This window comes from Streptomyces sp. NPDC090127 (assembly GCF_044746945.1).
GTDB lineage: Bacteria > Actinomycetota > Actinomycetes > Streptomycetales > Streptomycetaceae > Streptomyces.
This window is the reverse complement of sequence record NZ_JBIVDE010000007.1, coordinates 24,062-44,772: the sequence shown is the minus strand read 5'-3', so window position 1 is coordinate 44,772 and position 20,711 is coordinate 24,062. Positions and strand designations below refer to the sequence as shown.

Below are 20,711 nucleotides of genomic sequence, written 5' to 3'. Positions count from 1 at the left end.
AGCCTCGGGGCCCACTACTCAGAGTCTCGCTCAGCGCCCGGTGAGGCGCCTGGCGTTTTTCAGGTGGGCGGTCAGCCGCTCCTGTATGCGTACGGTGGCCTCGTCCAGCGCCTTGCGGGTGCGCCGGCCGCTGCCGTCGCCCGCCTCGAAGGCCTCGCCGAAGACGACGTCGACGCGGCTGCGCAGCGGCGGCAGTGCCTTGACCAACCGTCCGCCGCGGTCGGAACTTCCCAGGACGGCGACCGGGACGATCGGGGCGCCGCTGCGGAGGGCGAAGTAGGCGAGGCCCGCGCGCAGGGAGGCGAAGTCGCCGTCGCCCCGGGTGCCCTCGGGGAAGATCCCGAGGACGCCGCCGTGCTCCAGGACCGCGAGGGCGTTGGCTATCGCGGTCCGGTCGGTGCTGTCGCGGTCGACCTTGAGCTGCCCGATGCCCTCCAGGAAGGGCCCGAGGGGCCCGACGAAGGCTTCCTTCTTGATCAGGAAGTGCACCGGGCGGGGGGCGGTGCCCATGAGCATGGGGCCGTCGATGTTGTGGGCGTGGTTGACGGCGAAGATGACGGGTCCGGCGGCCGGCACTCGCCAGGCGCCGAGGACGCGCGGTCTCCACAGGCCGTACATCAGCCCGATGCCGATGCCACGGCCGACGGCGGCGCCCTTCTCGGAGGGCTGGGTCACTTCGCGGCCGCCCTCTTCTCCTCGACGAGGGTCACGACACACTCGATCACCTGGTCGAGCGTGAGGTCGGTGGTGTCGACCTCGACGGCGTCGTCGGCCTTGGCGAGCGGGGAGGTCTTACGGCTGGAGTCCGCCGCGTCCCGCTTGATCAGGGCCTGCTGGGTGGCGGCCACGTCGACGCCCTTGAGCTCGCCGGAGCGGCGGGCGGCACGGGCCTCGGGGGACGCGGTGAGGAAGATCTTCAGGTCGGCGTCCGGCAGGACGGTGGTGCCGATGTCCCGGCCCTCGACGACGATGCCGCCTTCGGTCTCCTTGGCGATGGACCGCTGGAGTTCGGTGATCAGGGCCCGTACCTCGGGGACGGCGCTGACGGCGCTGACCTTGGAGGTGACCTCTTCGGTACGGATGGGCCCGGCGGCGTCGGCGCCGTCGACGGTGATCGTGGGGCGGCCCGGGTCGGTGCCCGAGACGATGACGGGCTTGGCGGCGGCGTTGGCGACGGCGTCGGCGTCGTGCACGTCGACGCCGTTGCTGATCATCCACCAGGTGATCGCGCGGTACTGCGCCCCGGTGTCCAGGTAGCTCAGACCCAGCTTGGCGGCAACCGCCTTCGAGGTGCTCGACTTGCCCGTGCCGGAGGGCCCGTCGATGGCGACGATCACGGTTTCCACGGTGGGGAACACCTTCCTGGGGTACGCGGTAGGGCCTCGCGGGACGCGGGGGGCCACCCCAAGGTTACCGAGTCCTGGCCACCCGTCCGGCCGAGGGCCGCCCGCCGCCGGCCTCACCCGGTCGGCCGACGGGGCGGAGCACCGTCGGTGGCCCGCCGCACCCGGCTCGACGCCCGCCTCGCCCGTCGGCCTGCCCCTGCGCGGTTCGGGCTCGCCCGTCAGCTCGTCCTCAGGGCCCAGCCCCGCTCGCGCAGGGACGCGCCGAGGGTCGGGGCCGCCGAGGGTTCCACCATCAGCTGGACCAGACCCGCCTGCTGCCCGGTCGCGTGCTCGATGCGGACGTCCTCGATGTTGACGCCCGCGCGGCCGGCGTCCGCGAAGATGCGGGCCAGCTCGCCCGGCTGGTCGCTGATCAGGACGGCGACGGTCTCGTACTGCGCCGGGGCCGCGCCGTGCTTGCCCGGGACCCGGGCGCGCCCCGCGTTGCCGCGGCGCAGGACGTCCTCGACGCCGTCGGTGCCCTCACGGCGCTTGTCCTCGTCGGAGGACTGGAGCGAGCGGAGCGCCCGAACCGTCTCGTCCAGGTCGGCCGCGACGCCCGCGAGGACGTCGGCGACCGGGCCGGGGTTGGCCGACAGGATCTCGACCCACATGCGCGGGTCGGAGGCGGCGATCCGGGTGACGTCGCGAATGCCCTGGCCACAGAGCCGTACCGCCGTCTCGTCGGCCTCCTGCAGCCGGGCGGCGACCATCGAGGAGACCAGCTGCGGGGTGTGCGAGACGAGCGCGACCGCGCGGTCGTGGGCGTCGGCGTCCATGACCACCGGGACGGCGCGGCAGAGCGCGACCAGCTCCAGGGCCAGGTTCAGGACCTCGGTGTCGGTGTCGCGGGTGGGGGTGAGGACCCAGGGCCGGCCCTCGAAGAGGTCGGCGCTGCCCGCCAGCGGGCCGGAGCGCTCCTTGCCGGACATCGGGTGCGTCCCGATGTACGTGGTCAGGTCGAGCCCCAGCGCCTCCAGCTCCCGCTTCGGGCCGCCCTTGACGCTCGCGACGTCCAGGTAGCCGCGCGCGACGCCCTCCCGCATGGCCGTCGCCAGTGTGGTGGCCACGTGGGCCGGGGGTACGGCGACGATCGCGAGGTCCACGCGACCCTCGGGCGCCTCGTCCGTGCCGGCGCCGAGCGCCGCCGCCGTGCGGGCGCTGGCCGGGTCGTGGTCGCGGAGGTGGACGGCGACGCCACGGCCGGCGAGCGCGAGCGCCGCCGAGGTGCCGATCAGGCCGGTTCCGATGACGAGCGCGGTTCTCACTGGGCGATGTCCTTGCGCAGGGCGGCCGCGGCACCGAGGTAGACGTGCGCGATCGCGGACTTGGGCAACTCCGACTCGACGTGCGCGAGGAGTCGTACGACCCTCGGCATGGCGCCCTCGACGTCCAGCTCCTGCGCGCAGATCAGCGGCACGTCGTCCATGCCGATGCGGCGCGCGGCGGCGGCCGGGAAGTCACTGTGCAGATCCGGCGTGGCGGTGAACCAGATGCTGATCAGGTCGTCGGTCTGCAGCGCGTTGCGTTCCAGGACGGCGGTGAGCAGCTCCTCGACCTGCTCGCGCATGTGTCCGGCCTCGTCCCGTTCCAGCTGGACGGCGCCTCGGACCGCTCGTACCGCCACGTCGTGCTCCTTACCTGACCTGCGAACCTTGCGAGAGTGCTCCGATCAGCCTAGTCAGCCCTACGGACACACCGTCGCGGCGACCGCCCTCCGAGACGAGGGGGCCGCCGCCGGGGGTGCCGGGTCAGAGCTGCTGCTGCCGGATGAGGTCCTCCAGGGAGCCGGACGGCACCTGGCCCTGGGGGGTCAGCTTGTCGACGGCCGAGGGCAGGACCTGGGCGATCTCGTCGGCGGCCTGCTGCGGGCTGACGCCGGCGTCCTGGGCGACCTTCTGCAGCGTGTCGTCGGGGAGCGCCTGGGCGACCTGCCGGCCGGTGACGGGCTGGTTCTGGCCGTTGCCGACCCAGGACTGCGCCTGGTCGGCGAGGCCCGACCTGGTCAGCATGTCCATCAGACCGCCGAGCGGGTTGGAGCCGTCGGCCGTCCCCTTGCCGCCCATCAGCGCGCCGAGCAGCGAGCCGAGGATGTTCGCACCGCCGCCGGCCTGCCCGCCGCTCTGCCCGCCGCTCTGCCCGCCGCCTCCGAGGAGACCCCCGAGGAGACTGCCGAGATCGTTTCCTGCCATGATCCTGCCTTTCGTCCGGGATGGAACACGGTCAATGTCACCCAGACCGGACCGTGCCGCCACCTGGGGTAGTCGACGGTCGCGGGGGCGCGCGGGGCACGGTCGCGAGCCCGGCGAACGACGCCCCGGAGCGCGCGGTACAACTGTCGGCATGCTGCTGCACGTCGTACCGCTGGACGAATGGTCCGCCGACCCCGAACTCCCCTACGCCCCGCCCTCGCTGGCCTCGGAGGGCTTCGTCCACTGCTCGCCGGACGAGACGGCGGCGCTGACCGCCGCGGACGCGCACTACCGGGGCGTCCACGGCCCCCTCCTCGTCCTGGTCGTCGACGAGTCCCGGCTGGGCGCCGAGGTGCGCTGGGAGGGCTCGGAGGACGCGCTCTTCCCGCACGTCTACGGGCCGATCGAACGGGCGGCCGTCACAGCGGTCCTGGAGGTGCGCCGGGACTCCGACGGCCGTGCGGGGGAGCTGACGCCCTGGAGCTGACGCCCCCAGGCGTGTTGCGGGCCGCGGGCGGGGGCGCGCGGCCAAGCTGTACGGCATGAATCCAGAAGCCACGAACCGCCGTACCGTCCTGATGGCCGGTGCGGGTTCCGTCGCCGCCCTCGCCACCGGCTGCGGCTCCGACGGCGACAGCGGCGGGACGACCGACAACCCGACACCCACGGGCGAGGTCACCACCGACGAGCCGAGCACGCCGGCGACGTCCTCGCCCGAGACGACGGAGCCGGGCGAGGAGGACGGCGAGGCGCTCACGACGATCACCGACGTCCCGGTCGGCGGCGGAACGATCTTCAAAGAGGAGAAGGTCGTCGTCACCCAGCCCACCGCCGGTGACTTCAAGGCGTTCTCGGCGGTCTGCACGCATCAGGGCTGCATCGTAGGCAAGGTCGAGAACGGCACGATCGACTGCCTGTGCCACGGCTCCAAGTTCAAGATCACGGACGGATCGGTGGTCGTGGGACCGGCCACCCGCCCGCTCCCGGCGGAGGAGATCACGGTGTCGGGGGACTCCATCACCCTCGCGTAGCCTGGCCCGCATGACTTCGGCAGACCTGGTGCGCGACCACACGATCTACTCCTGCGTCATGGGGTCGCGCGCCTTCGGCCTGGAGACCGAGGACAGCGACACCGACCGCCGGGGCGTCTTCCTCGCCCCGACGCCGCTGTTCTGGCGCTTCGACAAGCCGCCGGCGCATGTGGAGGGGCCCGCGAAGGAGCAGTTCAGCTGGGAGCTGGAACGATTCTGCGAACTGGCCCTGCGCGCGAACCCGAACGTCCTGGAGTGCCTGCACTCCCCCGTCGTCGAGCACATCGACGACACCGGCCGCGAACTGGTGGCGCTCCGCGAGGCGTTCCTCTCCCGCCAGGCGCACCAGACCTTCGTCCGGTACGCGGCCGGCCAGCGCAGGAAGCTCGACGCGGACGTCCGCCAGTACGGGGAGCCGCGCTGGAAGCACGCGATGCATCTGCTGCGGCTCCTGATGAGCTGCCGCGACCTGCTGCGCACCGGTGAGCTGACCATCCACGTCGGCACCGACCGGGACCACCTCCTGGCGGTCAAGCGGGGCGAGGTCCCGTGGGCGGAGGTCGAGTCCTGGATGACCCGGCTCACCGAGGAGGCCGACGCCGCGGCCACCCGCTCCCCCCTCCCGGCGGCGCCGGACCAGGCCCGCGTCGAGGACTTCCTGATCCGCGCCCGCCGCGCATCGGCCCTGCGCGCCCTTTAGCGTCGCCGACTACCGCGCCCGGCACGGCCTTTGGCATGTCGGCAGCACGGTCGCGTCGGGTCGGGCTGCTGCGCGGCGACGGTGGAGAGGTCGGCTTCGGGTACGAGGGCTACGGTCATGACCCCAGCTTCCCAGGGGTGCTCAGCGGTCCCAGAGGGCGCCCAGGGAGAGGAGTTCGGAGCGGTGTTCGATCCGCTCCTCCCATTCCTTGGGCCATGCCCCCGCGCCCAGGTGGGCGCCCGCGAAGGCGCCCGTCAGGCAGGCGATCGAGTCCGAGTCGCCGCGGGTGCAGGCGGCCCGGCGCAGGGCCGTGACCGGGTCTTCGGGGAAGAGCAGGAAGCAGAGGAGACCGGTCGCGAGGGCCTCCTCGGCGATCCAGCCGTCGCCCGTGTACGTGCAGGGGTCGAGCTCCGGGTCCGCCGTACGCTGCACGGCGTCCAGCTTCTCCAGGACCGCCAGGCACTCGTCCCAGCCGCGCTCGACGAAGTGCCGGGCCGACGGGTCCTGGGAGCGGGTCCACAGGTCGCCGAGCCAGGACTCGCGGTACACCGAGCGGTTCTCGTACGCGTACGAGCGCAGGTGCCCGACCAGGCCCGTCGGCTCGACGCCCCGCGCGAGCAGGTACACGGCGCGGGCCGTCAGGTCGGAGGCCGCCAGCGCGGTCGGGTGGCCGTGCGTGAGGGCCGACTGGAGCTGGGCCGCACCGGCCCGCTGCTCCTCGCTCAGGCCGGGTACGAGACCCAGCGGCGCCACCCGCATGTTGGCCCCGCACCCCTTGGAGTGGAGCTGGCTGGCGTCCTGCCACACGCGGTCGCTGTCGAGGAGCTCACAGGCGCTCAGACAGGTGTTGCCCGGAGCCCTGTTGTTCTCCGGGGAGTGGTACCAGTCGACGAACTCCTCACGGACCGGCCCCGCCATGCGGAGCGGGGCGAGCACCCCTTGGTCCATGGCGGTCCTGATCCCCCGCGCCAGGGCCAGCGTCATCTGCGTGTCGTCGGTGATGTACGCCGTCCCGCGCCGTACCGGAAGCTCCATGGCCCGCCAGGGGCCGCACGTCGCCAGGATCGCCGGCACGTCGAGAAACTCCGTCGGGAAGCCGAGCGCGTCCCCGAGCGCCAGCCCGATCAAGGAGCCGGTGGCGGCCTGCTTCGTCGCCTGTGTCGTCATGTGGATCGTCCCTCCGGTCGCAGCAGCGGCGGGTGGAGGGCCGTGGCCTCTCCCGCCCGGTAGAGAGCGGCCGGTTTCCCCCGTCCGCCGGTGAGGCGCGGCGGTCCCTCCACGGCCCGGACGAAGCCGGGCGTGGCGAGGACCTTGCGCCGGAAGTTGGGGCGGTCGAGTTCGACGCCCCAGACCGTCTCGTACACCTGCCGCAGCTCGCCGATCGTGAACTCCGGCGGACAGAAGGCGGTGGCGAGACAGGTGTACTCGAGCTTGGCGCAGACGCGGTCGTGGGCGTCGGCGAGGATCCGGTCGTGGTCGAAGGCGAGCGGCGGCCCGAGGCCGCCCCGCGTCCCGTACGGCACCCACCGCGCACGCGCCGCGTCCCCGCCACCGCGCGGCTCGGGCGCGTCCGGGACGAGCGCGGCGAAGGCGACGGAGACGACCCGCATCCTGGGGTCACGGTCCGGCTCGCTGTACGTCCGCAGCTGTTCGAGGTGGAGTCCGGCGACGGTGTCGTCGGACAGGCCGGTCTCCTCGGCCAGCTCGCGGCGGGCGGCGAGCTCCGCGGACTCCCGGGGCAGCACGAAGCCGCCCGGGAGCGCCCAGTCCCCCGCGTACGGCTGCCGGCCGCGTTCGACGAGCAGCACGTGCAGCCGCTCGGCGCGGACGGTGAAGACGGCGAGGTCGACGGTGACGGCGAACGGCTCGAACGCGCCGGGATCGTAGCCGTCGTGACGACCGCCGCCACCGGGCCCGTAGCCGTCGTGACGACCGCCACCGGGCCCGTAGCCGTCGTGACGACCGCCACCGGGGCCGGCGTCGCGTCGGTCGCCTTGGTCGTCGCTGCCGGCGTCGCCTCGGCCGGCGTCGCCGCCCTCGCCGTGGCCGTCGCGTCGGCCGGCGTCGTGGCCGTCCGGTGCCTCGGGCCCGGTCATCGGCGCTCCGGAAGCGGGTCGGCGAGGGCCCAGCCCTCGGCGAGCAGCGCGTCCACGGCCGCGACCGCCGCCGCGAGTCGCTCCTCGTGCGGCCCGGTCAGCACGGCGTTACGGCGCCCGGTGTGGGCGAGCTGGGCGTGGAAGCGCGCCGTCATCCAGGGCCGCAGATGCTCCCCGTCCCGCAGGCCGTCGTCCTCGAACGCGACTCCCCTGTGGTCGGTCAGCAGCCACAGGTGCTGGCGGCCGCGCGCGGCGATCTCGCCGGTCGCCGGGCTCGTGGTGCCCATGTACCGCTCGTGCCAGATGGTGGTGGCGAAGGCGTCGGTGTCGCAGAAGAGCACGGGCGAACCGGACCGTGCCGCCTCCTCCTCAAGCTCGGCCTGGCGCGACGCGATGAGCGGGAAGTCCTCGGAGTGGAAGGCCACGTCCTCCCAGGAGGCCTCGGGGCGCAGGGTACGCAGCTCGGCGAGCTTGAACTCGCTGAACTCGCGCCCGAACTCCGGCACCCACCGCGTGCCCGCCCAGACGCCGCCCCGGGCCCGGTAGTGCTCGGCGAGGGCGCGGGCCATGGTGGTCGTACCGGTGGACTCGGCACCGAGGACGACCACGCGACGGGTGAGCGCGGCCCGCACCGGGGCTTCGAGGAACTCCCAGGAGCCGACGGGGTCCTTGCGCACGGCGGTGCCGGAGACGGGGAAGAGCGTACGGTCCGGGTCGACGCAGACGGCGTCGGCGCCGAAGCGGCGGCCGAGCTCCTCGCCGTACGGCTCCGAGGTGAAGACGACGTCGACCGGCTCGCGCACCGCGGACCGGAAGACGGCCATGTGGGCCGCCCACACATCCGGGTCGTGGAGGTCGACGGGGATGTCGTCGACGGCCCCCACGACCAGCGCGTCGGGATGGATCTCCCGCATCCACGCGACGCGTTCGTCCAGGGTCAGGGTCTCCACCGAGGAGGCGCAGACGAGCACGGTGAGGCGCTCGCACCGGTCGTGGGCGGTGCGCACGAGATGGTGGTGGCCGGCGTGCGGCGGATAGAACTTGCCGAGGACCAGGCCGTGTCCGTAGCGCTTCATGCCGCCGCCACCTCCACCGGAACCGCGCGCCGGGAGGCGAGGTCGCGGCTCCAGCCGCGCAGTCCGAGGACGCAGAGCGTCATGAAGCCGACGTAGAGCAGGGAGGTCAGGTACAGCTCCTTGTACGCGTACAGCGGCACGTAGACGATGTCGGCGGCGATCCAGAGCCACCAGGACTCCAGTCTCTTCCGGCACTGGCCGTAGGTCGCCATGAGGGAGAGCGCGGTCGTCAGGGCGTCCCAGAAGGGGACGGTCGAGTCGGTGGCACGCTCCAGCAGGAGCGTGAGCGCCACGGTCCCCACCACCCCCGCCGCGAGCAGCCAGGTCCACTCCGTGCGCGTGGTGCGGCGCACCGGGAGGACGTCGGAGCCTGGTCCACCCCCGTGGGTCCAGGTCCACCAGCCGTACGCGGCAAGGGTGATGAAGACGATCTGGAGGCAGGCGTCGGCGTACAGCCCCGCCTGCGTGAAGAGCAGGACGAAGAAGAGGTTGTTGGCGATGCCGATCGGCCAGTTGGCGAGGTGCTGGCGGGCGACCAGCCAGACGCAGAGCGCACCACTGCCGAAGCCGAGCACCTCGGTCCAGCTGACCGGGGTGTCGAGCACGGTGAAGAGCGGCTGTTGCAGGGGTTCGAGGAAATCCGCGAGGCTCACGCCCGCCTCCTTAAGAGTCATCTTGACTATAAAGGGTGGCGGGCTCCGCCCACAAGTACGAAGAAGCCCGTGACCGCGGTGCGGCGGTCACGGGCTTCCTCACGTACGGCGACGGGCGTTACATGCCGACTTCCTTCATCAGCATGCCGACCTCGGTGTTGGTCAGACGGCGCAGCCAGCCCGACTTCTGGTCGCCCAGACCGATCGGGCCGAAGGAGGTGCGGACCAGCTTCTCGACCGGGAAGCCCGCCTCGGCGAGCATCCGGCGCACGATGTGCTTGCGGCCCTCGTGCAGCGTGACCTCGACCAGGTAGTTCTTGCCGGTCTGCTCCACGACCCGGAAGTGGTCGGCGCGGGCGTAGCCGTCCTCCAGCTGGATGCCGTCCTTGAGCCGCTTGCCGACCTCGCGGGGCAGCGGGCCGGTGATGGCGGCCAGGTAGGTCTTCTTCACGCCGTACTTCGGGTGCGTGAGGCGGTGGGCCAGCTCACCGTGGTTGGTGAGGAGGATGATGCCCTCGGTCTCGGTGTCGAGCCGGCCGACGTGGAAGAGCCGGGTCTCACGGTTGGTGACGTAGTCGCCGAGGCACTGGCGGCCGTCGGGGTCCTCCATCGTGGAGACGACACCGGCCGGCTTGTTCAGCGCGAAGAAGAGGTACGACTGGGTGGCGACGGTCAGGCCGTCGACCTTGATCTCGTCCCGCTCGGGATCGACGCGCTTGCCCTGCTCCAGGACGATCTCACCGTTGACCTCGACGCGGGCCTGCTCGATCAGCTCCTCGCAGGTGCGGCGGGAGCCCATACCGGCGCGGGCGAGCACCTTCTGCAGCCGCTCGCCCTCCTGCTCGGCGCCCGGGAAGGTCTTCGGCGTCTTGATCTCGGGACGGTTCTCGTACCGCTCGCGGTTGCGCTGCTCGATCTTGGCGTCGAGCTCACGCGAGCGGGCCGGGGACTGCCGCTGTCCGTGCGGGCCGCGACGGGGCGGGGTGCCGCCCTGGGGTGCCTTCGGGCCACCCTTGGCGCCGCCGCGGGCCGCGGCCCCGCGGCCCTTCTTCGGGGCCTCGGACGCGCTGCCCACGTCGTAGCGGCGCTCCTCGGGGCGCGGGTTGCGCGGCCGGTCGCCGCCGCCCTGCCTGTCGTCGCGGCCACCGCCACCGCCGCCACCCCGGTAACCGCCACCGCCACCGCTGCCGCTGCCACCGGAACCGGCACCGCGGTAACCGAGGCCGCCACCGCTCCCGCTGCCACCGGCACCCCGGTAGCCGCCACCGCCACCGCTGCCGGCGCGGCCGCCGCTGCTGCCGCCGCGGCCGCCGCTGTTGCCACCACGGCTCCCGCCGTTGTTTCCGCTGCTGTTCCTGCCGCTGCTGCTTCGCATCAAATGTCCGTCGTCTTGTCGTCTGCGTCTTCACGATCCGGGAGATCCGGATCGAACGACGGAACCCCTTCCAGCGTTTCCGCCTCGATCGCGTCCGCCTCGGGGAGGAAGGGCGCGAGCTCCGGGAGCTCGTCCAGGCCGCGCAGGCCCATCCGCTCCAGGAAGTAGTTCGTCGTCCTGTACAGGATCGCACCTGTTTCGGGTTCCGCGCCCGCCTCCTCCACGAGACCCCTCTGGAGGAGGGTGCGCATGACCCCGTCGCAGTTCACGCCGCGCACGGCCGAGACGCGGGACCGGCTGACCGGCTGGCGGTACGCGACGACCGCGAGGGTCTCCAGGGCCGCCTGGGTGAGCCGGGCCTGCTGGCCGTCGAGGACGAAGGACTCGACGGCGGCGGCGTGCTCCGGGCGGGAGTAGAAGCGCCAGCCGCCGGCGACCAGCCGCAGTTCGAAACCGCGACCCTGGAGGGTGTACTCGTCGGCGAGCTCGCGCAGGGCGTCGCCGACCTCGCGGGGGCCGCACTCCAGGACCTTGGCCAGGTGGGCCTCGGTGGCCGGCTCGTCGACGACCATCAGGACGGCTTCGAGGGCGGGCTTGAGGTCGCTCATGCCTTCTCCTCCACGGGTTGATCGAATTCGTCGGTGACCTGGGTCTCCCGCTCGCCGCCGGTCCAGGTGACGGTGAGCTCGCCGAGGGCGTCCTCCTGGTCGAGGGCGACGGCCTTCTCGCGGTAGAGCTCCAGGAGGGCGAGGAAGCGGGCGACCACGGTGAGGGTGTCGTCGGCGCCGTCGGCGAGCTCCCGGAAGCTGACGCTCCCGCGCTCGCGCAGGAGGGCGACGACGATCCCGGCCTGTTCGCGGACGCTGACCAGCGGGGCGTGGATGTGGTCGATGTACACCTGCGGCTTGGCCTTGGGCTGCGTCGCCTTGACGGCGAGCCGGGCGAAGCCCTCGGCGCCGATGGAGATGACCACCTCGGGCAGCAGGTCGGCGTGATGGGCCTCGAGCCCGACGGTCCGCGGGTACCGCCGTCCCTCGGTCTCCCAGCGCTCGCCGAAGATCTCGGCGATCCGCTTGTACGCGCGGTACTGCAGGAGCCGGGCGAAGAGCAGGTCCCGCGCTTCCAGGAGCGCGAGGTCGGCCTCGTCCTCCACCTCGGCGGCGGGCAGCAGCCGGGCGGCCTTGAGGTCGAGCAGGGTCGCGGCGACGACGAGGAACTCGGTGGTCTGGTCGAGGTCCCAGTCCGGCCCCATGGCGCGGATGTGCGCCATGAACTCGTCGGTGACCTTGGAGAGCGCGACCTCGGTGACGTCGAGCTTGTGCTTGGAGATGAGCTGGAGGAGCAGGTCGAAGGGCCCCTCGAAGTTCGCCAGCCGAACGGTGAACCGCCCGTCGTCGGCGCCGGGCGGGTCACTGCCGGCCGGGTCGTCGCCGGGCTGGGCGGCGGCGGGCGGGGCGGCGGCGGGCGGGGCGGCGGCGAGCGGGTCACTCCCAGGCAGGTCCCCGCCGGACGGGTCACCGGCGGGGAGGGCGCTCGCGGGCCCGTCATCGGCGGGCAGGTCCCCGCCGGGCAGGTCCCCGCCGGGCAGGTCCCCGCCGGGCAGGTCCCCGCCGGGCAGGTCCCCACCGGGCAGGTCCCCACCGGGCAGGTCCCCGCCGGGCAGGTCACTCCCCGGCAGGATGCCGCCGGGCGCCTCACCGCCGGGGTCGACACCCGCCCTCGCCCCCGGACCCGCCTCGGCGGCCGCTGCGGCCTCGGGCTCCGGTGCAGGGGCCGCGTCAGCCGCAGGCTCCGGCGCAGGGGCCGCGTCAGCCGCGCGCTCCCGGGTAGGTGCCGCGTCGGCCGCGGGCTCCGGCGCATGCGCCGCGTCGGCCGCGGGCTCCGGCGCATGCGCCGCGTCAGCCGCGGGCTCCGGGCCCGCCTCGGCGGACGCGGGCTCCCGCGCAGGTGCCCCGTCCGCGGCCGACAGCGGCTCCTCGGGCGAGGGCGACGGCGAGGGCGCGGCCGTAGGTGTCGTGCCCGGGCCCTTGCCCAGGGCGCGGCGGCGCGGTGGGCGGGACGTTTCGGCAGGGGGTGGGGGCATCGGGGTCCAGAAGGGTGCAGGGGGCGGCGTCGCAGCCCGCAGGCTACCCTCAGCGACCGCGCAGGCGGCGCACGAGGATGCTCGCGTCGCCCCGGGACTCCAGGTCCGCCAGGACCACGGCGACCGCCTCGCGGACGATCCGGCCCCGGTCCACCGCCAGGCCGTGCTCGCCCCGGAGCACCAGGCGGGCGTGCTCCAGGTCCATCAGCTCCTCGGCGGAGACGTAGACCGTGATCTTCTCGTCGTGCCGCTCACGCCCGCTCGGCCGGCGGTTCGGCGACCGGCCGCGCCTGCGCGCCTGGGCGGGCGCCGAGGCCGGAGCGGGAGCCTGGCCGCCCGACGACTCCACCGCGCGGGCCCGCTGCTCCGACTGTTCCGCGGGCTGCGCCGCCGAGTGCTCGGCGGAACCGGAACCGGAGCCGGCAGCGCCGTTCGAGCCGGACGCGGAGCCCGAGCCCTCCGCCGCCTCCGTGTCGCTCTCGCCCGCCGGGGCCGGTACCCGGCCACGGGGTGAGGACGACTGCAGCGCCATCCCCCCGGTCGTACGGAACAGTTCGTCGGCGCCGGGCAGACTCACTCGGCGTGACACCGGGCGAGCACCTCCCTGGCGAGCTGGCGGTAGGCGGCGGCACCGACGGAGTTCGACGCGTATGTCGTGATGGGCTCACCGGCGACCGTGGTCTCCGGGAAGCGCACGGTCCGGCCGATCACCGTGTGGTACACGTGGTCGTCGAAGGCCTCGACGACCCGCGCGAGCACCTCACGGCTGTGCACCGTCCGGGAGTCGTACATCGTGGCGAGGATGCCGTCGAGCTCCAGTTCCGGGTTCAGCCGCTCCTGGACCTTCTCGATCGTCTCGGTCAGCAGGGCCACACCGCGCAGCGCGAAGAACTCGCATTCCAGCGGCACGATGACCTTGTGAGCCGCCGTCAGCGCGTTCACGGTCAGCAGGCCGAGCGAGGGCTGACAGTCGATCACGATGTAGTCGTAGTCGTTCATCAGCGGCTTCAGGGCGCGCTGGAGCGTCGACTCGCGCGCGACCTCGCTGACCAGCTGCACCTCGGCCGCGGAGAGGTCGATGTTGCTCGGCAGCAGGTCCATGTTGGGCACGGCGGTCTTGAGCAGGACCTCGTCCGCCGACATGCCCCGCTCCATGAGCAGGTTGTAGACGGTGAGGTCGAGCTCCATGGGGTTCACACCGAGACCGACCGACAGGGCTCCCTGCGGGTCGAAGTCGACGAGCAGCACCCGCCGTCCGTACTCCGCGAGAGCGGCGCCCAGGTTGATGGTCGACGTGGTCTTGCCGACGCCGCCCTTCTGGTTGCACATCGCGATGATCTTCGCGGGGCCGTGGTCGGTCAGCGGGCCCGGGATCGGGAAGTACGGCAGGGGCCGTCCGGTGGGGCCGATCCGCTCGCGGCGCTGACGGGCAGCGTCGGGTGCGAGGGTGGCCGCGTACTCCGGGTCGGGCTCGTACTCGGCGTCAGGGTCGTAGAAGTGCCCCTCGGGCACCTCGTCGTAGGCGGCGAAGTGGGTGGACTCTCGGCCACTCTCGTTGCCGGCCGTGGCGTTCACGTGTAGGCCGTCCATCATCTTCATCGTGTGGGCTGTCGTCACGGGCTGATGCGTCGCGTGCGTCTCCTGGTTCGCGTGGGACGCGAAGGTACGGACGGCGACGGAGCCGACAGGGATTCCTGGCTGTCCGCCCCCGGGAGTAAATGTCGACTCATTCACAAGTCGTCTTACCTCCTTGGATGTCACCAGGAACATTTATCGATAGGTCAGCGTGGCACCATGCCGACGGTTGGCGACTCTATGGCGTGTCACCGCTCCGCAGCAACACAATCCGCCGGACCCGGCCCGATGTGTCGGCAACCGAACACCTCTCTGTCAAGGGTGCGCAGCCACGCATCCGCACGTTTCGGGGGTGCGCGAAACGGTTAAAGGGTTACGTTCGAGGCGAGTTGCACAGGGCCCCGGACGTGGCCGGATACACATCCGGCCGGACCTTGGTGCACAAGGTCCGGCCGGATGCGTGAGGTTGACGGCGCGCGTTGACGCGACGTCCAAGAAGGTCAGCCCAGGAGGCTGGCCAGCTCGACGTGCGGGAGGCCGTGCGCCTCGGCGACCTCCTTGTAAACCACCTTGCCGTCATGGGTGTTGAGGCCCAGGGCGAGGGCGGCGTCGCGGCGCAGCGCCTCGACCCAGCCGTTGTTCGCCAGCGACACGATGTAGGGCAGCGTGGCGTTGGTCAGGGCGTAGGTGGAGGTGTTCGGCACCGCACCCGGCATGTTGGCGACGCAGTAGAAGACCGAGTCGTGGACCTGGAAGGTCGGCTCGGCGTGGGTGGTCGGGTGGGAGTCCTCGAAGCAGCCGCCCTGGTCGATCGCGATGTCGACAAGGACACTTCCGGGCTTCATCTTGGCGACGAGCTCGTTGGTGACCAGCTTCGGGGCCTTGGCGCCCGGGATGAGGACGGCGCCGATGACGAGGTCGGCCTCGACGACGGCCTTCTCCAGCTCGTAGGCGTTGGAGACGATCGTCTTCACCTTGGTGCCGAAGATCTTGTCGGCCTCGCGGAGCTTGTTGATGTCACGGTCGAGCAGGGTCACGTGGAAGCCCATGCCGACGGCGATCTGGGTGGCGTTCCAGCCGGAGACGCCGCCGCCGATGACGACGCACTCGCCGGCGTGGGTGCCGGGGACGCCGCCGGGGAGCACGCCGCGGCCGCCGACCGAGCGCATCAGGTGGTAGGCGCCGACCTGCGGGGCCAGGCGACCCGCGACCTCGGACATCGGGGCGAGCAGCGGCAGGGCGCGGCTCGCGGTCTCGACGGTCTCGTAGGCGATGGCGGTGGTGCCGGACTCCAGCAGCGCGTCCGTGCACTCGCGGGAGGCGGCGAGGTGCAGGTACGTGAAGAGGGTCTGGTCCTTGCGGAGGCGGTGGTACTCCTCCGCGATCGGCTCCTTGACCTTCAGCAGCAGGTCGGCCGTGGACCAGACCTCGTCCGCGGTGGCCAGGATCTGGGCGCCCGCGGAGATGTACTCCGCGTCCGTGATCGAGGAGCCCACACCGGCGTTCTGCTCGATGAAGACCTGGTGGCCGTTGCGGACGAGCTCGTGGACACCGGCGGGGGTGATGGCCACGCGGAACTCGTTGTTCTTGACCTCGCGGGGGATGCCGACCTTCATCGTCGATCACGGTCCTTGAATCAGGGGATAACGGGGGTGCACTGCGATACATACCCGGATGTACCGGAGCACACCGGGGCAGACCGCGGTCGATCGCGGCGCACCCAGTCTAATGAAGGAGTTCCCCGTGTCTAGCCTTGCAAAGCATTAATCTTCGACGGAAGCACTACGGATTTCGCAGGCGGAAGCCTCGCTTCCAAGGAGTCTTTCGGCCGCGGACCGGTGCAAACGGGCCGCGGCGGGGTCGCCGAGCCGGTCGAGGGTGTCGGCCAGCCGGAGCTGAAGCGCCGCCTGGAGCCGTACGTCCTGGGCGCGCCGGGCCCACTCCACCGCCTCCTCGCAGGTCCGCAGGGACTCCTCGGGCCGTCCCGCGTACTCCTGGACCCGGGCCGCCTCGCTCAACGCCCGTGCGTAGCCCGGGAGATCGGCCAGCCGCCGGTAGCCCGCGGCGGCCGCGCGCCAGTTCCGCAGGGCCTCGCCGTAGCGGCCCGCGTAGGTCTGGACCGCGCCGAGCCGTCCGTACAGCCGGGCCTGGTCGGCGCGCTCGTCGCGGGCGAGGCGCTGGGCGAGGGCCCGGCCGTACCAGTCGCCGGCCCGCTGCCAGTCCCCGAGCTCCTGGTAGGAACCGCCTACGGATTCCATCGCGCGGCCGGTCGCGTACGGGTCGTTCGCGGCCCGCCCGGCGTCCAGAGCGGCCCGGTAGCGGGTCAGGGCGTCCTCGGTACGGCCGGTCCTGGCGTCGAGGTCGGCGAGGTTGAGCAGCGCGGCGGCCCGTTCCCGGTGCAGCCCGCGCCGCTCGGCCACGTCCAGGACCAGCGCGTGCAGGCCGTAGAGCTCGGGCGCCGCGGCCTCGGCGCCCCGGTGCGCGGTCTCGGCCCTGACCAGGGCGGCGACGAGACGGCGTGCCAGGGTGTCGAGCTCGCCGTCGGCCACGGCGAGGCGGGCGGAGGCCAGCAGCACAGGGCGGCGGCTCTCCAGCCACGCGGCGGCGGCGGGCGCGTTCGGGAAGCGCAGGGCGCGGGGCAGTCCGGCGAGCTTCTTGCGGGCCGCGGACCCCTCGGGCTCGGTGACCGCACGGCAGGACTGGAGGAGCCGGACGGTCCGCTCCAGCATCCGGGCGCGGGCGAGCTGTACCTCGGCGGGCCGGTCGCGCTCCTCCAGCTGCTCGCGCAGCAACGGCACGAGATGGCCGGGAAGCGCGTACTGCCCGTCCGCCCCCTCGGTGACGAGCTCCAGCGTGACGAACCCGGCCAGGGCGTTCGTGGCGGCGGAGACGGAACAGCCCGCCAGGGCGGAGGCGGTGTGGGCGTCGGCCCGGCCGAGCGGGGCGAGGGTGAGGTAGCGCAGTATCCGGGCGGCCGGCTGCGCGAGGGATTCGTGGACCAGCTGGAACGCACGGGAGAGCGGGTCGCCGGAGAGGGCGCGCAGCCGCTTGGCGAGGTCGGCGACGGAGGCCTTGGGGTGGGCGGCGAGCCAGCCGCCGGCCAGGACGACGGCGCCGGGCTGGCCGCCGCACTCCTCCACGAGGCTCTCGGCGGCCTGCGGGTCGACCGTCACGCGTACGGAGCCGGTGTAGCCGGTGAGCATCTCGATCGCCGACTTGGGGTCGAGGCCGCCGAGGGTGCAGGGCCGGACGTCCGTGATGCCGGTGAGCGGGCCCTTGGCGACGGCGACGACGAGGGCGTCGGGGTTGTCCGGGATCAGCGGGTCGACCTGCTCGGCGTCGACGGAGTCGTCGAGGACGAGGACGACACGGCGGTCGGCGAGGGCCTCGCGCACGAGCGCGGTCAGCTCCTCCTCCCCGGCGCCGGGCGGTTCGGCGACGCCGAGGTCCCGGAGCAGGCCCTGGGCGGCGCGCGCGGTGGGGACCGGGCCGCCGCCGGGTTCGGTGAGCCGGGCGCGGAACACCCCGTCGGGGTAGGCGGTGGCGAGGTGGGCGACGAGCTCCTCGGCGAGCGCGGTCCGCCCGGAACCGGGGCGTCCGGCGATCAGCAGGACCCGGGCGCGGGGGGCCTTGTGGCCGGCGAGGGTGTCGAGTCCGGTCCGTTCGATGTCGGCGCGCAGGGCCTTCAACTCACGCTGCCGGCCGTAGAAGTTCCGCACCCCGCCCGTCGCCGCCACCGCCTGATCCGTCACGGGCCACGCTCCCGTCCACCTGCGCACGAGCCGATCCCGCGGGGGTCTCCGCACGGGCGATCCCGAGCGTAGTTCAGGGGGTGGCCGGTCCCTGGCGGAGCGCGGCGGAACAATCCCCCGATCGGATCAACCGATGGTCACATCACCATCCCGGTCAGGGGGTCCGCCCGCCGACCGCACGCCCGTCGACCGCACGCCCGTCGACCGCACGCCGACCGCACGCCCGTCGACCGCACGCCCGCCCGCCGACCGCCGGCCGGCGGGCCGGCCTCGGCCGCCGACCGCGGGGGCAGTCGTCCCGCTGGGCGGCGGGGCCCCGGACGTCGCACGGCGGCTCCCGCCGCCGTACGGACCGCCTGCCCGCGACCCAGGCGGTCGAGGTCGGCGCTACGTGCTGAACGGGCGGGCCGGCCACGGCGCGTCGGCCGGGCGCAGGGCCTCGAGCCCTCCGGCCTCCGCCCGCGCCGCCGTCAGCGCGAGGGCGCCCACCACCAGGCAGTTGTTGTGCAGCTCCCCCGCCAGCGCGCCCCGCACGACGTCGGCGACCGGGACCCGGGCCAGCTCCATGTCCGCCTCCTCGTCCGCGACCTCGAAGCGTTCGCCCTGGACCTCCGACAGGTCCCGCGCCAGGAAGATCCGTACCGCCTCGTCACTGCCACCGGGCGTCGTGTACACGTCGGTCAGGACCCGCCAGTCCTCCGCCTTGACGTGCGCCTCCTCGTACAGCTCGCGCTCCGCCGCGTGCAGCGGGTTCTCCCCCGGTACGTCGAGCAGCCCGGCCGGGATCTCCCAGAGCTTCTCCCGCACGGGGTGCCGGTACTGCTTCAGGACCAGCATCCGGTCCTCGTCGTCGAGCGCGACGACCGCCACCGAGCCGGGGTGGACCTGGTAGTCGCGGCGCGCGACCGCGCCGTCGGGCATGACCACGTCGTCCGTGCGGACACTCGTCTTGTTTCCCTGGAACGGCGTCGTCGTCGCGACGACCCGCCACTCCTGCGGGGTGTCCTGCAACTCCATGTTCGTCCTCCCACACACACGAAAGCCGGGGTACCGGCCTGGTAAGGCCTGCGTACCCCGGCAACGTTAACGCGTCGTCCTACTTGCCCGTCTTGCGCTCCACGGCCGCCTTCACCAGGCCGGCGAAGAGCGGGTGCGGACGCGTCGGACGCGAGCGCAGCTCCGGGTGGGCCTGGGTCGCGACCAGGTACGGGTGCACCTCGCGCGGGTACTCGACGTACTCGACGAGCTTGTTGTCCGGGGACGTGCCCGAGAAGACGAGGCCCGCCTTCTTCTCCAGCTCCGCGCGGTAGGCGTTGTTCACCTCGTAGCGGTGGCGGTGACGCTCGTCCACGTACGGCTGGTCGTCGTAGACCTCGCGCACGATGGAGCCCTCGGCGAGCTTCGCCGGGTACAGGCCCAGGCGCATCGTTCCGCCGAGGTCGCCGGCGCCCTCGACGTACGCGAGCTGCTCCTCCATGGTCGAGATGACCGGGTGGGCGGTCGCGGCGTCGAACTCGGTGGAGTTGGCGTCCGGGATGTCGGCCAGGTTCCGGGCGGCCTCGATCACGATGCACTGCAGGCCCAGGCAGATGCCGAGCAGCGGCACCTTGTTCTCACGGGCGTACTGGATGGCGCCGATCTTGCCGTTGACACCGCGGTCGCCGAAGCCACCGGGGATCAGGATCGCGTCGACGTCACCGAGCTGCTTCGCCGCGCCGGCCGCGGTCTTGCAGTCGTCGGAGGTGACCCACTTGACCTTGACCCGCGCCTTGTTGGCGAAGCCACCGGCCCGCATGGCCTCGGTGATCGAGAGGTACGCGTCGGGCAGGTCGATGTACTTGCCGACGAGCGCGACGGTGACCTCGTGCTCCGGGTTGTGGACGCGGTCGAGCAGGTCGTCCCAGGTGGTCCAGTCCACGTCACGGAAGGGCAGGTCGAGCTTGCGCACGACATACGCGTCAAGGCCCTCGGTGTGCAGCACCTTGGGGATGTCGTAGATCGACTTGGCGTCGATGGCGGCGACGACGGCGGCCTCGTCCACGTCGCACATCAGCGAGATCTTGCGCTTGATGGCGGTGGGGACCTCGCGGTCGGCGCGCAGCACGATGGCGTCCGGCTGGATACCGATGTTCCGCAGGGCGGCGACGGAGTGCTGGGTCGGCTTGGTCTTCAGCTCGCCGGACGGGCCGATGTAGGGCAGCAGCGAGATGTGCACGACGAAGACGTTGTCGCGGCCGACCTCGTGGCGGACCTGACGGACGGTCTCCAGGAAGGGGAGCGACTCGATGTCGCCGACCGTGCCGCCGACCTCGGTGATGACCACGTCGACGTCGTCGGTCGCCATGCGGCGGATCCGGGACTTGATCTCGTTGGTGATGTGCGGGATGACCTGGACGGTGTCGCCGAGGTACTCGCCGCGCCGCTCCTTGGCGATGACCTGCGAGTAGACCTGGCCGGTGGTGACGTTGGCCGAGCCGTCGAGGTCGACGTCGAGGAAGCGCTCGTAGTGACCGATGTCCAGGTCGGTCTCGGCGCCGTCGTTGGTGACGAACACCTCGCCGTGCTGGAAGGGGTTCATCGTGCCGGGGTCGACGTTCAGGTACGGGTCGAGCTTCTGCATCGTGACCCGCAGGCCCCGCGCCTTGAGGAGCGCACCCAGGCTGGAGGCGGTCAGGCCCTTCCCGAGGGAGGAGGCGACACCCCCGGTGACGAAGATGTGCTTGGTCGTCGTGGTTTTGGGCGGCATCGCCAAGAGGGGGCTCCCGTGGTCGCGTTCTGAAGGTGCGTTCCGGC

21 protein-coding genes are annotated in these 20,711 nt (G+C 72.5%); 3 read left to right on the top strand and 18 right to left on the bottom strand.

Going from position 1 to position 20,711, the window contains the following annotated elements; genetic code table 11:
* Positions 1-30: 30 nt before the first annotated feature.
* From ACIPPS_RS24805 to ACIPPS_RS24785, 5 genes are all read right to left on the bottom strand, one after another.
* A complete protein-coding gene (locus tag ACIPPS_RS24805; protein WP_401436830.1) occupies positions 31-618 on the bottom strand; it encodes a lysophospholipid acyltransferase family protein in 588 nt (195 codons plus the stop codon).
* A 53-nt stretch (positions 619-671) separates the two neighbouring features.
* Positions 672-1,358 (bottom strand): (d)CMP kinase, encoded by a 687-nt coding sequence (gene cmk / locus ACIPPS_RS24800; protein WP_401435960.1) that lies wholly within the window; start codon positions 1,356-1,358, stop codon positions 672-674.
* 206 nt (positions 1,359-1,564) lie between these two features.
* Positions 1,565-2,653 (bottom strand): prephenate dehydrogenase, encoded by a 1,089-nt coding sequence (locus ACIPPS_RS24795; protein WP_401435958.1) that lies wholly within the window; start codon positions 2,651-2,653, stop codon positions 1,565-1,567.
* Entirely contained in the window at positions 2,650-3,012 is a 363-nt protein-coding gene (aroH, locus tag ACIPPS_RS24790; RefSeq protein ID WP_401435955.1) for a chorismate mutase, read from the bottom strand. The genes ACIPPS_RS24795 and aroH overlap by 4 nt, the downstream gene beginning before the upstream one ends.
* Positions 3,013-3,136: 124 nt before the next feature.
* On the bottom strand, positions 3,137-3,577 hold the full coding sequence (locus ACIPPS_RS24785; RefSeq protein WP_401435952.1) for a YidB family protein: 441 nt from the start codon (positions 3,575-3,577) through the stop codon (positions 3,137-3,139).
* 151 nt (positions 3,578-3,728) lie between these two features.
* Here ACIPPS_RS24785 and ACIPPS_RS24780 point away from each other — a divergent pair, with 151 nt between their 5' ends.
* Genes ACIPPS_RS24780 through ACIPPS_RS24770 form a run of 3 tightly spaced genes read left to right on the top strand, consistent with a single transcriptional unit; the run spans position 3,729 to position 5,308 of the window.
* On the top strand, positions 3,729-4,064 hold the full coding sequence (locus ACIPPS_RS24780) for a DUF952 domain-containing protein (RefSeq protein ID WP_401435950.1): 336 nt from the start codon (positions 3,729-3,731) through the stop codon (positions 4,062-4,064).
* Between the two features lie 55 nt (positions 4,065-4,119).
* The gene (locus tag ACIPPS_RS24775) at positions 4,120-4,608 is read left to right on the top strand and encodes a Rieske (2Fe-2S) protein (RefSeq protein WP_401435947.1); all 489 of its coding nucleotides are present in this window, start codon (positions 4,120-4,122) and stop codon (positions 4,606-4,608) included.
* Positions 4,609-4,618: 10 nt separating this feature from the next.
* Complete coding sequence (locus tag ACIPPS_RS24770; protein WP_401435945.1) at positions 4,619-5,308, top strand: DNA polymerase beta superfamily protein; 690 nt, start codon at positions 4,619-4,621, stop codon at positions 5,306-5,308.
* 141 nt (positions 5,309-5,449) lie between these two features.
* On the opposite strand, the gene ACIPPS_RS24765 is transcribed toward ACIPPS_RS24770, so the two are convergent.
* The 13 genes from ACIPPS_RS24765 to ACIPPS_RS24705 form a co-directional block, all read right to left on the bottom strand.
* Complete coding sequence (locus ACIPPS_RS24765; protein ID WP_401435942.1) at positions 5,450-6,475, bottom strand: ADP-ribosylglycohydrolase family protein; 1,026 nt, start codon at positions 6,473-6,475, stop codon at positions 5,450-5,452.
* Positions 6,472-7,404 carry an NUDIX hydrolase gene (locus ACIPPS_RS24760; RefSeq protein WP_401435940.1) on the bottom strand — a complete coding sequence of 311 codons (933 nt, stop codon included), beginning with the start codon at positions 7,402-7,404 and terminating at the stop codon, positions 6,472-6,474. Before ACIPPS_RS24760 ends, ACIPPS_RS24765 begins: the two co-directional genes overlap by 4 nt.
* Positions 7,401-8,480, bottom strand: a complete 1,080-nt coding sequence (locus tag ACIPPS_RS24755; protein ID WP_401435938.1) for an AAA family ATPase — start codon at positions 8,478-8,480, stop codon at positions 7,401-7,403. The genes ACIPPS_RS24760 and ACIPPS_RS24755 overlap by 4 nt, the downstream gene beginning before the upstream one ends.
* Positions 8,477-9,133: a nicotinamide riboside transporter PnuC gene (gene pnuC, locus ACIPPS_RS24750; RefSeq protein WP_401435936.1), complete on the bottom strand. Its 657-nt coding sequence runs from the start codon at positions 9,131-9,133 to the stop codon at positions 8,477-8,479. The genes ACIPPS_RS24755 and pnuC overlap by 4 nt, the downstream gene beginning before the upstream one ends.
* 118 nt (positions 9,134-9,251) lie before the next feature.
* Positions 9,252-10,508 (bottom strand): pseudouridine synthase, encoded by a 1,257-nt coding sequence (locus ACIPPS_RS24745; RefSeq protein WP_401435933.1) that lies wholly within the window; start codon positions 10,506-10,508, stop codon positions 9,252-9,254.
* Positions 10,508-11,116 (bottom strand): SMC-Scp complex subunit ScpB, encoded by a 609-nt coding sequence (gene scpB / locus ACIPPS_RS24740; protein ID WP_401435930.1) that lies wholly within the window; start codon positions 11,114-11,116, stop codon positions 10,508-10,510. Before scpB ends, ACIPPS_RS24745 begins: the two co-directional genes overlap by 1 nt.
* On the bottom strand, positions 11,113-12,591 hold the full coding sequence (locus ACIPPS_RS24735; RefSeq protein WP_401435927.1) for a segregation and condensation protein A: 1,479 nt from the start codon (positions 12,589-12,591) through the stop codon (positions 11,113-11,115). Before ACIPPS_RS24735 ends, scpB begins: the two co-directional genes overlap by 4 nt.
* 49 nt (positions 12,592-12,640) lie before the next feature.
* Positions 12,641-13,180 carry a hypothetical protein gene (locus ACIPPS_RS24730; RefSeq protein WP_401435924.1) on the bottom strand — a complete coding sequence of 180 codons (540 nt, stop codon included), beginning with the start codon at positions 13,178-13,180 and terminating at the stop codon, positions 12,641-12,643.
* Positions 13,165-14,190, bottom strand: coding sequence for a ParA family protein (locus ACIPPS_RS24725; protein ID WP_329125763.1), 1,026 nt, complete (start codon positions 14,188-14,190; stop codon positions 13,165-13,167). The genes ACIPPS_RS24730 and ACIPPS_RS24725 overlap by 16 nt, the downstream gene beginning before the upstream one ends.
* 476 nt (positions 14,191-14,666) lie before the next feature.
* Positions 14,667-15,782, bottom strand: a complete 1,116-nt coding sequence (gene ald / locus ACIPPS_RS24720; protein WP_401435922.1) for an alanine dehydrogenase — start codon at positions 15,780-15,782, stop codon at positions 14,667-14,669.
* 147 nt (positions 15,783-15,929) lie between these two features.
* The gene (locus ACIPPS_RS24715) at positions 15,930-17,918 is read right to left on the bottom strand and encodes a tetratricopeptide repeat protein (protein WP_401435919.1); all 1,989 of its coding nucleotides are present in this window, start codon (positions 17,916-17,918) and stop codon (positions 15,930-15,932) included.
* A 387-nt stretch (positions 17,919-18,305) separates the two neighbouring features.
* Complete coding sequence (locus ACIPPS_RS24710) at positions 18,306-18,935, bottom strand: NUDIX domain-containing protein (protein WP_401435917.1); 630 nt, start codon at positions 18,933-18,935, stop codon at positions 18,306-18,308.
* A 79-nt stretch (positions 18,936-19,014) separates the two neighbouring features.
* Entirely contained in the window at positions 19,015-20,664 is a 1,650-nt protein-coding gene (locus ACIPPS_RS24705; RefSeq protein ID WP_401435915.1) for a CTP synthase, read from the bottom strand.
* Positions 20,665-20,711: the final 47 nt, after the last annotated feature.